The organism is Sulfitobacter sp. SK012, assembly GCF_003352085.1.
Taxonomy (GTDB): domain Bacteria; phylum Pseudomonadota; class Alphaproteobacteria; order Rhodobacterales; family Rhodobacteraceae; genus Sulfitobacter.
The window spans coordinates 1596509-1610643 of record NZ_CP025804.1; the positions used below are offsets into that span (position 1 = coordinate 1596509).

Below are 14135 nucleotides of genomic sequence, written 5' to 3' on the forward strand. Positions count from 1 at the left end.
CGGATGTTGGGTTCACGATTTTCAAGACGATTGATGGTCAGCGGCGGCGTCTTGGCGGCGTTTGGGCTGGTTGCAGGTGTGTGGCAGAAGCGGCGGCGTGCCCGGGTGCGCGCGCTTTATCAAGTGTCGCTGACCAAACCTGAGGGACCGATGGCGGTCTACCACTTGGGCCATTCGTTGGTCGGGCGGGATATGCCTGCGATGCTGGCGCAGATGGCTGGGCATGAATTTGCGTCCCAGTTGGGGTGGGGCACGCCGCTACGGGATCATTTGGATCCCGACCTTCCGATAAACGGCTTTGCCGAGGAAAATGCCCATGATCAGTTCCGGCCCGCACATGAGGCCGTCCAAAGCGGTGAATACGCCGCGTTGATCCTGACCGAGATGGTCGAACTGCGCGATGCAATCCGGTACCATAAAAGCGCTGATACGTTGGCGGCTTGGGCCGGAATGGGGCGGCAAGCACAGGTCGATCTGCGGGTTTATCTTTATGAGACATGGCACCCGACGGATGATCCCAAAGGCTGGCTGACGCGGATAGACGTCGATCTGTCAGAGCTTTGGGAAGGTAAAGTGGCGCTGCCTGCTGCGGACAAGGCGGGCATTCCGGTATATGTGATCCCTGCAGGGCAGGTTCTGGCGCGGTTTGTCCGGGCCGTTGATGCCGCCGGGGGTGTGGGTAATGTGGCTGGGCGGGACGCGTTATTTGCCACAACCGAGGATGGCACACTGGACACTATTCATCTGAGCGATCTGGGCAATTATCTTGTGGCCTGTACGCATTACGCGGCGCTCTATCAGCGCAGCCCAGAAGGTTTGCCATTGGCGTTGAGCAAGGCAGATGGCACGCTGGCGGATGCCCCGGACGCCGACGCAGGCGCATTGATGCAAAAGACGGCGTGGGATGTGGTGCGCAGCTATCCATTGAGCGGGTTTTCAGCATGACGGACCTTGTAGGAACAGCGCTGTCAGTTTTGATGATCGGACATAGTTTGTTTGGGCAAACGGGCCCGGAAATATTGGCCACGTCTTTGCAGGCCCGCGCACCCGCCGCGCAGGTGCAGGCCCAGATTATCAATGGCGCGCCGTTGATCTACAATTGGGAACACAGTGCAGAAGCCGAGGGCGTCGATGCCCGCGCTGTGCTGCCCACCGGCCAGATCACAGACTTGGTCCTGACCGAGGCATTGCCGCTCGCCAATCATCTGGAATGGTCAGAGACGGGTGCTTATGCGCTGGCCTTTGCCGGTCTTGCCTTGGAGGCCAATCCACAGACGCGTATTTTTGTGCAAGAAACCTGGCACAGCCTCAACAGTGGCACAGGTCAAGCCGTCGCGCATGACGACGGCGCGGACCAGCCCTGGCGCGCAAGGTTGGATGACGATTTGCCAAAGTGGGAGGGGATCGTCGCAGAAATGCAGCGCGGTGCTCCAGAGGCTGCTGAACGGTTTGCTCTGATCCCAGCCGGGCAAGCGATGGGACGTTTGGCCGATGAGATAGCGGCGGGTCGCGTCGGAGAACTCGGCGATATTGCACAGCTATTTGAAGATGACATCCACCTAAATGCGGTCGGGCATTATTTTGTCGCGATGGTTCAGGTGGCGGTGCTGACCGAGCAAGATCCTGCTGGATTGCCGCATAGTATGAAAGATCGCTGGGGCGGCAATCTTGAGGGTCCTGATGGCGCGCTTGCGGCTGAACTGCAACGTGTGGCTTGGGATGCAGTGCGCGAGTACCGCGGTGAAGAAGTTGCATCCTTGCCGGTTGCCCCCATTGCTCCAGTCGCAGCGAAAACTCTTGTTAGTGCGCCTCGCGCGCGCGCTGAAGCGCCGATGCAAATGGCGATTGGTCTGGCCCCCGTTACGGATTGGAGCACACAGCAGCCGTTCCTTGATCTGATGAAAACTGCACGCCCTTGGTTTGGCCATCTTGCGGGGCAATGGGGCGGCGTGGAGAACGACGATTTACAGGCTGCAGGGTATCTAGACGCGGATGGCTGGGTGCTGGATCTGCCACCCGAGGTTGGATCGGTGGGGACGTTGGTGCTCACCAATATTCCACAGACAGCAACCTCGCTTGTGGGCCGATATGTGCTGCGCTTTGAAGGCAAGGGGATCGTCGAGGCGACAGGGCGGGCGAGCAATCAGCGTTATGGCAAGGGCGAGGTCAGTTTTGATTATGCGCCGGGCGATGGTTCTGTTGATATTCGTATCCAACGGATGAGCAAAAGTGACCCCATTCGCAACATCACATTGGTGCGCGCCGACAGGGTTGATCTGTTTGAAGCTGGTGCGATTTTCAATCCCGACTGGACCGGGAGGCTGGAGCGGTTTGACAGCTTTCGTTTCATGGATTGGATGGCGACCAACGATTCCATCCAAAGCACGTGGGATGCGCGGCCGCGCCTTGAGGAAACGACATGGGCTGCAAAAGGTACCCCCGTGGAAGTCATGGTGGCGCTGGCGAATGAGACGGGCACTGATCCTTGGTTCAACATGCCCCACTTGGCCGATGACGCCTATGTAGAGGCCTTTGCGACGTACGTAAAAGGTGCGCTGGATCCAAAGCTGAAGGCTTATGTGGAATACTCAAACGAGGTTTGGAATTGGCAATTTGAGCAGGCCGTCTGGACGGATGAACAGGCCCGTGCACGCTGGAACCAGGATGATGTGGGTACTCAGTTTTATGGCATGCGGGCGGCGCAGATAGCACGGATATGGTCGGATGTTTACGGCCCTGTTGCAGACGCGCGTCTGGTGAATGTGATCTCCAGTCAAACAGGATGGTTGGGACTTGAGGGCGGTATCCTTGAGGCACCGCTTGTCGTGGCCGAAGGGTCGCCGCCCCCAGCAGAAGCGTTTGATGCCTATGCGATCACAGGGTATTTTGGCGGGATTCTAGGGCATGACGACCGCGCAGAGCTTGTTGATGGCTGGCTGACTGAGAGCCTGAAACGCGCAGAGAATTTGGCGGATGCCAATGGCCTGACAGGTCAGGCGCGTAACGACAAGATTGCCGCGACACGGTTTGACTATGCGACGATGCAAGCGGGAGCCGAGCTGAATGACGGACGTGTCAGTGGCAACAACCAAGATTCAATTGCCGATCTGGTGGAACGGGTCTGGCCCTATCATGCGCAGGTGGCGCAGACACACGGGTTGGATTTGATCATGTATGAGGGTGGCACGCATGTCGTTGGGCTTGGGCCTATGCTCGATAACGAAGCACTGACAGCGTTCTTTCACCACCTTAATTATGCGCCGGAAATGGGGGTGCTCTATGAAGCACTTCTGGCAGGTTGGCGTGATGTGGGTGGAGACCTGTTTAATGCATATGCGGACGTGTATGCGCCGACAAAATGGGGCAGCTGGGGCGGGTTACGATTCTTGACGGATTCTAATCCGCGTTGGGACGTGTTGGTGAACTTCGAATGAAACCGGGACTGAGTATCATTATCCCAGCCCATAACGAGGCGGATTATATCGGTGCGTGCCTTGAGGCGCTGTTGGCTTCTGGTCCAGTCGCGTCAGCGGTTGAGGTGCTCATGGCCGCCAATGGGTGCGAGGACGACACGGTTGCGCGGGCGCGGGAATTTGCGGATCAGTTTGCAGCGCGTGGTTGGGGGTATGAGGTGCTTGAGCTTGCGCAGGGCGGCAAGATGGGCGCGCTGAATGCAGGCGATGAGCGTGCACGCTATGCTGCGCGCGCCTATTTGGATGCGGATGTGAGCGTGTCACCCGCGCTGGTCGGGCAACTGTCCGAAGCGCTGCTGCGTAATGACGCGGCTAGCTACGTCAGCGGTACACCGGTGATTGCGCCGGCACAGGCTGCCGTCACACGGGCCTATGCGCGGTTCTGGCAGACATTGCCATTTGTGACGGATGGCGTGCCGGGCTTTGGCCTGTTTGCAGTCAATCAAGCGGGCAGGGCGCGGTGGGATGATTTTCCGAACATCATTTCTGACGACACATTTGTGCGGCTGAATTTCACCCCAGCAGAGCGAGTACGGGTACCTGCAATTTATACCTGGCCGATGATCGAAGGGTTTGCGCCACTGGTGATAGTTCGCCGCCGGCAGGATCACGGCGTCACTGAGATACGTCAGCGTTTTCCTGCGCTTATGGGCAATGATGATCCTACCCCGATAACCCTACCACCCCTGTGGCGCAGATTTGCGAGCGATCCTATGGGGTTTGTGGTCTACGCGGTTGTGGCCCTCGCCACACGCCTACCGCACCGAGATAAGGACACTTGGGCACGGGGTCGCTAGTTAGCGGGCCATTAGGCGCGCAAGCTTTTGGGCTTCATTGTCTACATCGTGACGAGCCAGACAGCGGTCGCGCCCCGCTTTGGCCATTGTGCTGCGTTTGGAAGGCTTTGTTGCCGCTAGGTTTGCCATCGCGTCGGCAAAGGCTTGGACGTCGCTTGCTGGGACCAGCCAGCCTGTTTCGCCTTCTTTGACCAATTCGGGCGTGCCCGCGATATAAGTGGCAATCACCAGTCGCCCTGCGGCCATGGCTTCCATGATGACCATGGGCAACCCTTCGCCAAAGCTCGGCATGACAAGGGCGTGCGCTGCCTCTAACTCAGACAAGATGCGGGCCTCGTCGACCCAGCCGGTCAATGTGACTTGGTCACGGATCCCAAGAGCGTCAACGCGCGCCTCGATCTGGGGACGCAACTCTCCGTCACCTATCAAGGTTAGATGTGTATCGGGGTGGCTGGCCCGCAGGCGTGCCATGGCGTCTAATAGGATCAGCTGGCCTTTTTGCTCGACAAAACGACCGATGGCAACAAATCGGGCGGGGCCTTTGGGCAGCGGGGCGGGCTCGGGAAAGCGGCTGGGATCAATGCCACAATGCACGACTTCGATCTTGGCCCAGTCTTTGGCGCCGGCCCAACGGCACAGCTGGCTGCGGCCATAACTGCTGATGGCGACAGTAAATTCCGAATTTGCAACCTTGGTTCCCAGCGATAGGGTGCGAGGGGCGTCAAATTCTTCGGGCCCGTGCACCGTCATGCTGTAGCGCGGGCCACCTAACATGTGCGACAGCATCGCAACGGCGGCGGCATTCGTGCCGAAATGAGCGTGGGCATGCGTGATCTCGGCCGCTTTGCAAGCCTCAGCCACCGATGCTGCCTCGGCGAGGTAGATCAAGTGGCGAAGGATACCCACCTCGCTGCGCTTGCCGCAAGCGACCGCTGTTTTGAGGGCTGACCAGAACCCGACAGCATCGCGGCGCAGCGCGCGCCACGTGGCCCCGAGGAGCGCCTTGCCCCCGGCCTCAAGAATATATTTTGTCGCGACGGATTCCTCTACATCCTGCGTATCAACCAATGTTGCATCACTCGGCCGCATGGCGAGGCGCAGGACAGTATGGCCTTGCGCCTCAAGGGCGCGTATCTCGCGGCGGATAAAGCTGTGGGACGGTTGCGGATAGGTATTGAGGATATATGCAAGTTTCACGCGATAATTCCCCGACATTTAAGGATGTAACCTGTCGTACATGTTACGTTGGCACTGGCACAAGAGTGGCAGCAGGATTAGACAGTATCTTGGTTATTTTTGAATTGGATTGCGCGTAACATGCAACGGGTTTCGCAGCTCTTAAAGGGCAATCGACTGATGGCTCGCGTGTTGCGGAGTGCGTCGTGGATTGTGCTTGGATATGGCGCGTCTCAGGCGATCCGCCTGGCGTCTAACTTGATCCTGACGCGGCTGCTGTTTCCCGAAGCCTTTGGCGTTATGACGCTGATCACGCTGGTCACCGTTGGGCTGGCGCTGTTTTCTGATGTGGGGATTTCGCCGTCGATCGCGCAAAGCAAACGCGGCGATGATCCTGATTTCCTGAACACGGCTTGGACCATTCAAGTGGGCCGCGGTGTGGCGCTGTGGCTGGTTGCGATGGCGCTGGCATGGCCTGCTGCGCGGTTCTATGACGCGCCCAGTTTGATCTACTACCTGCCTCTTGCGGCGGTCGGCCTTTTGATCGCCGGCTTTAACCCAACCCGGATTGAAACGGCGCATCGTCATCTGTTGCTGGGCAGGTTGACGGCGCTTGACCTTGTCAGTCAAGTTATTGGAATCGTTGCGATGATTTCACTGGCATTGGCCTGGCCTTCGGTCGGGGCGTTGGTGGTTGGCAATCTAATTGGCATTCTATCCAAGCTGGCTCTGGTCCATTGGGGCATGCCGGGGTTGCGCAACCGCTTCCGCTGGGAAATGGCCGCCGTGATTGAATTGGTCACTTTCGGCAAATGGATATTTCTCAGCACGATATTTTGGTTCTTCGCCAGCCAGGGGGACCGTGTTGTGTTGGGCAAATTCCTACCGCTGGAGGAGTTGGGGATCTATAATATCGGCTATTTCCTGGCGTCCTTTCCGCTCTTGTTGGGGTTAAGTGTAGCGGGCCGGATCATGATCCCCATCTACCGCGAACAAGCCGGTGAAACCCATAAAGTCACGCGGATGCGCTATGTGCTGACAGGGGGGGTAATGGGAATGCAGCTGCTGATGGCGCTGCTTGGGCCTTGGCTGGTTCAGCTGCTGTATGACTCGCGATATTTCCCGGCTGGCGCGATTTTAACGCTGGTCTCGGTTGCGCTGATCCCACAAGTGATCGGTATGACCTACGATCAGGCCGCTCTTGCGAGTGGGGATTCGCGGCGGTTTTTCATCTTTTCCGCCATACGCTCAATCGTGCAGTTTGGGTTGTTGTTGATTGGGGCGTTTATGGGCGGGCTGGTCGGGGCGATGATCGGTATGTGGACCGCTTTGGTTCTGTCGCATTTGGTGTTGATCTGGTTGGCCCGCGCGCACGGGGTGTGGGACATGCGGCACGATCTGATGTTCGCGGTGGTGGCCGTGCTGATCAGTACACTGGCGCTGTGGCTGCACTGGGGTTCGATTGTTGAGCTTTCTGCGGGGGTTAGCGGCTAAGTTAGCTGCTTTGCAGCTCTTTGCGTTGCTTGGCAGCTAGGCGGCGTTTATCGCGGCCTAGCAAAAAACGGCGCGTTTTCAACTCGGGAATGGCGACCACTGGCATCAAACCAGTTTCGCGCTGCATCTGCCGGGCTGTGCGGATGACCGGGTTCCGCAATTCCAAAACCCAAGCGAGGACAAAAGCCAAGATGCCCGAGGCTATACCACCCATCGCGGCTCGGCGCTTTCGGCTAGAAGAAATCGGGTATTCCGGCACAACAGCCTCTTCAATCGTGATCATACGCTCGCCCTGCGATCCGGATTCAAGAGAAAAACCAACTTCAGCTTGGTTTTTTCGTGCCGAGACAAGGTCCAACTGGGTTTGCAACCGGTCGATGCGACGCTCAAAGCTGCTTAGGTCACTTTCTACTTCAGGAGAGCCTTGTATGGTCTGGCGGATGACCCCGCGGCGTTTGTCCAGCAGCTCGCGCTGGCTTTGTAATGTCTCGAGCCGGGCAACAATTGCCTTATCGGCGCGGGCTACGGTTTGGGGTCGCGCCGCCCGATCGATCTGTGTCCGAGCGAGTTGTGCTGCGATGATGCCGCGATCCAGTTCAAGAATGGATGCGTTCAGACTGGCGATTTCATTCATCCGAAAATCGACGCCACCCGTCACAGAAAGGTTGTTTTCAATGCGGTACAGTTCAAGCTCGTTCTCGACTTGAGAAATTTCTGCAGTCAGCGCTTTTTGCTGCTCTTCAAAGAACTCGAGGGTTTGGGCGGTCTGTTCGCGTCTGCGCGTTATGCTTAATTCACGTGTTTGGTTGGCAAACTCATGTGCAATGGCTTGGGCCAGTTCAGGAGTAGGCATTTCAGCGCTGATTGTCAGAACAGCAATTGCACCGTCATCAGCAAAACCTTCACGTACGGCAGCCACACCGGCGATGCTTACAGCACGGCGCAGCAGGTCAACTTTCTGCACCGAATTCAGCTCTCCATCGGTCCCAAACAACTCGAATTTATCTATTATTTTTAGGACGTTGCCGCGGGCCATTAACCGTTGTTCGATCAATTGTAGTCGCCGCGCAGAGGAACCGGCCACGGTCGATCGCGCCAGATCATCGGTGATCTTTGGCTGTTCGATCTGGATCACTTCGGAGGACCGGTAAACGGGCACTTGACGTAAAACCAAGACCAGCGAAATCATGCAGCCAAGGAGAATGACAAACAAGATCAGACCCATGCGGCGACGGGTCATGTCCAGAAAGTCATTCCAAGAATAAATTGGACCCATGGTTGTGCCTCTGTACTGCCAAATGCCGCTGTTTTCGCGGCGATTGACCCTCTAATGGCCTAAAATCTAGGCTATTATATGACGCTACCCGCAAATATTGGAGAGCGTGTGATCATGAAAACCCAACGCATTGTCGGAGTAATCAGTGAAATTTTTCAATACTATTGGCGCGTGCGCGGTTCAGGATAACTCCCAAGAGCGGCACCTGACCTTTAAGAATACGTTCGCATGAGGCAAGGTGTTTGGCCATGGTCTGGGTCCCGTCTGAAACCAACAATACGCCATCTAGTTGGGGCATAAAGGCAGTCAGATCGTCATATGCCAAGAGTGGTGGCAGATCGAAGAGCACCATATCTGGGCGTAAAGATGCCTGCATCCGCTCAAGGGTCGCGTGTGTCGCGGGATCCTGCAGGAGTTCGGCGGCATTTTTATCTGTTGTGTTGTTAAGTCCAAGCGCCAAACGATCGTTGACCCGAATCAAATGATCCGAAAGGGCCGTTTCCCCAGCGAGGTAGGGCTTGATCGGGCCGGGTGCGTCGACGTCAAAGGCTTGGGCCTGACCAGGATTCCGTAGATTTAAATCCATCAATACCGTACGCGAGGACGGCACCCGTGACAGGCTCATGGCCAAGTTGGCCGCTGCAAAGCTGTTGCCGCACCCAGAGGTGGGCGCGCAGATGGCGATGTTCTTCCAAGCATGTTTCATCGCGGTTTGGCGGAGCCGTGTGCGCAGCAAATCAAAAGCCTTTGACGCAGGGCTGCCGCGAAAGAAATCCACCAGGGGTGTTGTCTTTGAAAGATGTTTTGCTGATCCCTGTTCGACCATCTCCAACGCATCCCATTTGGAACTGGAACGCAGTTTCAAGGCCGGAGCGGGGTGTGTACGGGCAGGTGGGCTACCTTCGATAATATCGTCGGAACCGCTGTTCAATGGGCGCGTGAAGCGACGTGCAGCAGCACTGGATGGGCGCAGATATACGCCATCCTCGGCGCTAAGGCCGGTTCCGGTTTCATGCATATCTTTCATGCTGCGCTTCTTGGACTTGCTGGACATGAGTTGATCATAGCAGACAGGGGCAACTTGATTAAGTCCATGGGATCAGCATCCCGTCCGCTTCATCATGACGCCGATGGTTTTGACCATAACGGCCAGATCCTTGGTCCAAGACATGGATGTGTTGTAATCCGCGTCCACTTCGTTGCGGAACGAAAATTTGTTGTTGTTGCGTGCGGAGATCTGCCAATAGCCGGTGATACCTGGGCGCAGGGCAAAGTAGTCGGATGGCTCGCCATACATCTCAAGCTGTTCGGGCATCATTGGACGGGGGCCAACAAGGCTCATGTCGCCGCGCAGCACGTTCCAAAGCTGGGGCAATTCATCCAGCGAAGTGGCGCGCAGAATGCGACCTACACGGGTGACGCGGGGGTCATTGCGCAATTTTTGCAGCTCGTCCCATTCGCGGCGCATCTCTGGGTCTGTTGCAAGGTAGTCCTCAAGCACTTGATCGGCGTCGCGCACCATTGTGCGCATTTTCAACAAGGAGAACCGGGTGCCGTTCCGACCAAGGCGGTCCTGACGGTAAAACGGGTTGCCGCCTTCGATCCAGAGGGCGAGGGCGCAAAGACCAATAATTGTAAGTGAAAATGGAACGCTCAGCAAAATAACAAGCGTATCAAAAATGCGTTTGCCGCCATTGCGGTAAAAACCCGCACTGCTGGTCGTTTTTTCCGTTGGGGTAATGCCCCATATCATTTTCTGGGACGATCCAAATGATCTGCCAGAATCAGTGATGGCAATGGCTTCGGCGCGTGATGACGGTTGGCGAGCCATTGTGCTCAGGCCAAAACCAGGTCTGTCGGTAGTGTAGTTTCTCATATGTGACCCCCCAGGGTACAACGTAACTCATTAACAAATAGTCCTGCGAACACCGCGGAACACCTTAAACTTAACAGTATCACCGCATTGTGCCTCAACATGAGGCGTGGCGGTTAACACTGGCACTGATGGGGATTGCAGAAATTTGCGTTTCGCGCTGATAGCAACAACATGCTGCATACCCGACTCGAAAACTATCCTGACATCAGTTTCTCTCTTATGGCTTATTAAGAACAGATTTTCACCACATTTGAGGGGAATTTTTCGAAACAAACTGTTTCCATGACTTTTGAAACATAAAGAAAACAGCCACTTACAACCCTTACGGGTGATTCCGGGCGTTTCCATAACCATGGCGGGAATTTCCGCTACTATGGCGGGAATGTGGCAGCCCGTAGGGGAGTCGAACCCCTCTTTTCAGGTTGAAAACCTGACGTCCTAACCGATAGACGAACGGGCCACGGTGCCGTGAGCGGTTCATTAGGCAATCGAGCGCCATGGCGCAAGTGGAAATTCCGATTCTTTGTGCATTTTGTCGGGTCTTGTTTAGGCCCTTGCAGCGTCTTCGAGACGCAGTTGCACTGTCTGCTTGCCGCGCCAGTGGTTTATGTCGAGCCGACCGGCCAAATGGAAGCGCGCTCCACCATGGGATTCGAGCGCTGGACCAAGGGCGGAATCGTACGCGCCAAAGCAAATCGCATCAAGCCGAGGGCCGGTTCCGTCGCCGAAACTGACCTTCAAATGCGATTCTCCCACGCGGCGCGCGGAAAAGATCGCCATGTCTGCAAATACGTAACGCGGGGCAGGCGCACCGGCCCCAAAGGGACCAGCGGCTTCGACCTGTTCGGTCAGCTCAACCGTGGCGGCACCGGGCATCAAGATGCCTTCGACTTTCAGGTCCGCGGCCCCTAGCAAATGCGCGCCTTGTTTTTCCAGTAACGCGGATAGTTGCGCCATGGCGTCTTCCAGTTTGTCTTCGGCAAGCGTGAGGCCCGCGGCCATTTTGTGACCGCCGCCTTTCAACAGCACACCTTCGCGCGCCAGCCTTTGGATTGCCGCTCCTAGATCAATGCCGGTCACGGAGCGGCCCGAGCCTTTGCCGACCCCGTCATCGAGTCCTATCACGACCGCAGGGCGTCCTGTGGCCTCTTTCAGGCGCGCAGCAACGATGCCGACCACACCGGGGTGCCAACCTGCGCCAGCGGCCCAAACCAACGCTCCGTCGGTACCGCGTTCCTCGGCCTGTTCCAAAGCGGCTGCGCGGACGGCGTTTTCCACATCGCGACGCTCTGTGTTTAGCGCATCGAGCCGTTCTGAGAGTGCGGCCGCTTCGTGGGGGTCATCTGTGGCGAGTAAGCGCGCGCCCAGATCAGCCTTGCCCACACGGCCACCTGCGTTGATGCGTGGACCCAACAGGAAACCTAAGTGATACGCTGACGGGGCCGTATCCATGCGCGCAATGTCCGACAGAGCCGAGATACCGGCACGCTCACGGCGCCCCATCACCCGAAGGCCTTGGCGCACAAAGGCACGGTTCACACCAATCAACGGAGCCACATCGGCTACGGTTGCCAGCGCCACCAGATCCAGCATCGACATTAGGTCGGGGCCTTTTTGACCGGCCTCCCGCAACTGCCGCCCGGCTTCTACCAACATAAGAAATACCACTGCCGCAGCACATAGATGCGCAAGTTCGCCGTCTTCGTCTTGCCGGTTGGGGTTCACCACGGCCAGCGCGTCGGGCAAGGTTTCGGCACCCAGGTGGTGATCAAGCACGACCACATCTGCACCTTTGGCGGCGGTTATCGGATCATGGGACAGGGTGCCACAATCGACGCAGATGATTAGATCATGGACGGCTGCAAGCTCTGCCATGGCAGCTTCGTTCGGCCCATACCCTTCGTCGATGCGGTCCGGCACATAAAGCGTTGCCTTGATCCCCATTTGCCGGAGCCAAGCCAACAAAAGTGCAGCTGAGCTGCCGCCATCCACGTCATAGTCAGCAAAGATCGCGATGCGTTGGCGCTGTTTAACGGCCACTAAGAAACGGGTTGCGGCGGTTTCCATATCCCGCAGGGACCTTGGGTCCGGCAGCAGCTTGCGCAGGGACGGGGCAAGGAAAGCTTCCGTCTCTTCTGCGGGGACGCCGCGGCGCGCTAGAACCTGACAAACAGCTGTGGGTAGGGCCGTTTGCTGAGATAACGCTTCGGCGGCGCGTTCTATTTCGATCCCGGGACCTATCCAGCGGCGGCCCTTGAGCGATTCTGTGACGCCGAGGAAACTCATGTGCAGACGGGCGCGCAAGCGGCCCTTGAAGGGGCGCGCCGACGCATCAGAGTTCTTCGATCCGCAAGGCGACCGGATCGCCATTGACCACGCCAGTTTTCCCCATCGCAGCCAGAGCATGATCGAGATCAGTACGGGTCGTCTTGTGAGTCACGATCAAGACCGGGGCGCTATCATCGGCATGCGCATATTGGCGCATCCGGTCGATGGACACGCCTGCCTCGCCCAAAACTGCGGCAACTTTGGCCAACGCACCGGGTTTGTCCAAAAGCGCCATCCGTAGGTAATAGGGTGCTGGCCGCTGGCTGAGTGCGGGGCTGGGGCTGGCTAGACTGGTTGCGGGTTGACCAAACACGGGTCCGCGATGACCGCGCGCAATGTCACAAATATCGGCCATTACCGCACTCGCGGTTGGGCCTGCACCGGCACCGGCACCGCGCAAAACGATCTGACCCACCGCGTCGCCTTCGAGCACGATCATATTGGTCCCACCTGAAAGCTGTCCCAAGGGGGAGGTGTCCGGCACGAGGCAGGGCTGCATCCGCTGCTCCAGCCCCCGGCCTGTCATCTGTGCCACTCCCAGCAGCTTGATTTTGTAACCCATGTCGGCAGCCGCGCGGATGTCGTCGATGCTGACCCGATCAATGCCCTCCAGCTCGATGCCTGCGAAATCGACACGCACACCAAAAGCCAGCGCAGATAGAATCGCGAGTTTGTGGGCCGCATCGATGCCGCCCACGTCGAGGGTTGGATCAGCTTCTAGATAGCCCAGCCCATCCGCTTCGGCGAAAACCTCTGCATAAGGCAGACCAGCGTCTTCCATGCGGGTCAGGATATAGTTGCAAGAGCCGTTCATCACGCCCATCACGCGGGTGATCTCATTGCCGGCCAACCCTTCGGACAGCGATTTGATCACCGGAATGCCGCCTGCAACAGCAGCCTCATATCGGATTACATGGCCCGCAGCTTCGGCAGTTTCAGCCAGCGCTTGGCCGTGCATCGCAAGCATTGCTTTGTTGGCAGTTACAACATCCTTGCCCGCAGCAAGAGCAGCCTCTGTAGCGTCTTTGGCGGGGCCGTCTTCGCCGCCCATGAGTTCGACAAAAATATCCACATCATCACGCTTGGCCAGGGCCACGGGATCGTCTTCCCAAGCATACCCAGACAGCGAGATGCCGCGATCTTTGTCGCGGCTGCGCGCAGAGACGGCAGAGACGACGATCTCGCGGCCTGTGCGTGCCTCGAGCAAAGCGCGTTGCTGACGCAAAACGTGTAAAAGGCCAATGCCGACCGTTCCCAAACCGGCAATCCCAAGGCGAAGCGGTTGTGACATGGCGTAGATCCTTTGCGGTAATGGGTGTTCTGCGCGGGATGTAACGGGTTCGGCGATGTGGTGCAACGGCGCCTCGGACCCTAGCGCAATCCTTCTGCCAAACGCACGCGTTCGGCTCCTGAAAGAACAGAGCCGCGCAACCGTGCCGCACGTGCGCGCAAAGCTGCAACGCGCGCTTCGGCACTGGCTTGGGCCTGTACTGGATCTGTCCCTTGCGCACTGGCCTGTGCCAGCACGGGGCCAAGTGGGACCAGATCGGGATAACTTGATGCCTCTAGCTGCGGTGTGAGTGTGTCGTTGAGCTCAGGGTACTCACCACAACCACTCAGGGCTGCCAGCGTGCCGGGTATCAGGAAAAGGCGAGAAATGCGGGTCATACAAAACTTGTGCACTAGCACCTGAGCGCAGGCAAGGGCGGGGTTTA

General features: G+C 57.6%; 11 protein-coding genes and 1 tRNA gene. 4 read left to right on the forward strand and 8 right to left on the reverse strand.

Going from position 1 to position 14135, the window contains the following annotated elements:
• The first annotated feature begins 3 nt into the window (after window positions 1-3).
• The 3 genes from C1J03_RS07750 to C1J03_RS07760 are packed head-to-tail and all read left to right on the forward strand — an operon-like array spanning window position 4 to window position 4270.
• The gene (locus C1J03_RS07750; RefSeq protein WP_114885266.1) at window positions 4-945 is read left to right on the forward strand and encodes a hypothetical protein; all 942 of its coding nucleotides are present in this window, start codon (window positions 4-6) and stop codon (window positions 943-945) included.
• Window positions 942-3434, forward strand: coding sequence for a hypothetical protein (locus tag C1J03_RS07755; protein ID WP_114885269.1), 2493 nt, complete (start codon window positions 942-944; stop codon window positions 3432-3434). The genes C1J03_RS07750 and C1J03_RS07755 overlap by 4 nt, the downstream gene beginning before the upstream one ends.
• A complete protein-coding gene (locus tag C1J03_RS07760) occupies window positions 3431-4270 on the forward strand; it encodes a glycosyltransferase family 2 protein (protein WP_114885271.1) in 840 nt (279 codons plus the stop codon). Before C1J03_RS07755 ends, C1J03_RS07760 begins: the two co-directional genes overlap by 4 nt.
• Here the strand turns inward: C1J03_RS07760 and C1J03_RS07765 are convergent, their stop codons facing one another.
• Window positions 4271-5467: a glycosyltransferase family 4 protein gene (locus C1J03_RS07765; protein WP_114885273.1), complete on the reverse strand. Its 1197-nt coding sequence runs from the start codon at window positions 5465-5467 to the stop codon at window positions 4271-4273.
• A gap of 120 nt (window positions 5468-5587) precedes the next feature.
• On the opposite strand from C1J03_RS07765, the gene C1J03_RS07770 reads away from it, so the two are divergent.
• Entirely contained in the window at window positions 5588-6940 is a 1353-nt protein-coding gene (locus tag C1J03_RS07770; RefSeq protein WP_114885275.1) for an oligosaccharide flippase family protein, read from the forward strand.
• A gap of 1 nt (window position 6941) precedes the next feature.
• On the opposite strand, the gene C1J03_RS07775 is transcribed toward C1J03_RS07770, so the two are convergent.
• The 7 genes from C1J03_RS07775 to C1J03_RS07805 form a co-directional block, all read right to left on the reverse strand.
• Window positions 6942-8216, reverse strand: a complete 1275-nt coding sequence (locus C1J03_RS07775; RefSeq protein ID WP_114885277.1) for a GumC family protein — start codon at window positions 8214-8216, stop codon at window positions 6942-6944.
• 142 nt (window positions 8217-8358) lie between these two features.
• Window positions 8359-9243 (reverse strand): CpsD/CapB family tyrosine-protein kinase, encoded by an 885-nt coding sequence (locus tag C1J03_RS07780; protein WP_162798472.1) that lies wholly within the window; start codon window positions 9241-9243, stop codon window positions 8359-8361.
• Window positions 9244-9315: 72 nt separating this feature from the next.
• Complete coding sequence (locus tag C1J03_RS07785) at window positions 9316-10092, reverse strand: sugar transferase (protein ID WP_162798473.1); 777 nt, start codon at window positions 10090-10092, stop codon at window positions 9316-9318.
• Window positions 10093-10477: 385 nt separating this feature from the next.
• Window positions 10478-10552 (reverse strand) — tRNA-Glu (locus C1J03_RS07790).
• An 86-nt stretch (window positions 10553-10638) separates the two neighbouring features.
• A complete protein-coding gene (gene recJ, locus C1J03_RS07795) occupies window positions 10639-12378 on the reverse strand; it encodes a single-stranded-DNA-specific exonuclease RecJ (RefSeq protein WP_114888910.1) in 1740 nt (579 codons plus the stop codon).
• Between the two features lie 46 nt (window positions 12379-12424).
• Window positions 12425-13711: a homoserine dehydrogenase gene (locus tag C1J03_RS07800; RefSeq protein ID WP_114885281.1), complete on the reverse strand. Its 1287-nt coding sequence runs from the start codon at window positions 13709-13711 to the stop codon at window positions 12425-12427.
• Window positions 13712-13791: 80 nt separating this feature from the next.
• Window positions 13792-14088 (reverse strand): hypothetical protein, encoded by a 297-nt coding sequence (locus C1J03_RS07805; RefSeq protein WP_114885283.1) that lies wholly within the window; start codon window positions 14086-14088, stop codon window positions 13792-13794.
• Window positions 14089-14135 lie beyond the last annotated feature (47 nt).

Coding starts and splice junctions, on each gene's coding strand:
- C1J03_RS07750 (WP_114885266.1), top strand. CDS start 4: ATGTTGGGTTCACGATTTTCAAGACGATTGATGGTCAGCGGCGGCGTC.
- C1J03_RS07755 (WP_114885269.1), top strand. CDS start 942: ATGACGGACCTTGTAGGAACAGCGCTGTCAGTTTTGATGATCGGACAT.
- C1J03_RS07760 (WP_114885271.1), top strand. CDS start 3,431: ATGAAACCGGGACTGAGTATCATTATCCCAGCCCATAACGAGGCGGAT.
- C1J03_RS07770 (WP_114885275.1), top strand. CDS start 5,588: ATGCAACGGGTTTCGCAGCTCTTAAAGGGCAATCGACTGATGGCTCGC.
- C1J03_RS07775 (WP_114885277.1), bottom strand. CDS start 8,216: ATGGGTCCAATTTATTCTTGGAATGACTTTCTGGACATGACCCGTCGC.
- C1J03_RS07780 (WP_162798472.1), bottom strand. CDS start 9,243: ATGAAAGATATGCATGAAACCGGAACCGGCCTTAGCGCCGAGGATGGC.
- C1J03_RS07785 (WP_162798473.1), bottom strand. CDS start 10,092: ATGAGAAACTACACTACCGACAGACCTGGTTTTGGCCTGAGCACAATG.
- recJ (WP_114888910.1), bottom strand. CDS start 12,378: ATGAGTTTCCTCGGCGTCACAGAATCGCTCAAGGGCCGCCGCTGGATA.
- C1J03_RS07800 (WP_114885281.1), bottom strand. CDS start 13,711: ATGTCACAACCGCTTCGCCTTGGGATTGCCGGTTTGGGAACGGTCGGC.
- C1J03_RS07805 (WP_114885283.1), bottom strand. CDS start 14,088: ATGACCCGCATTTCTCGCCTTTTCCTGATACCCGGCACGCTGGCAGCC.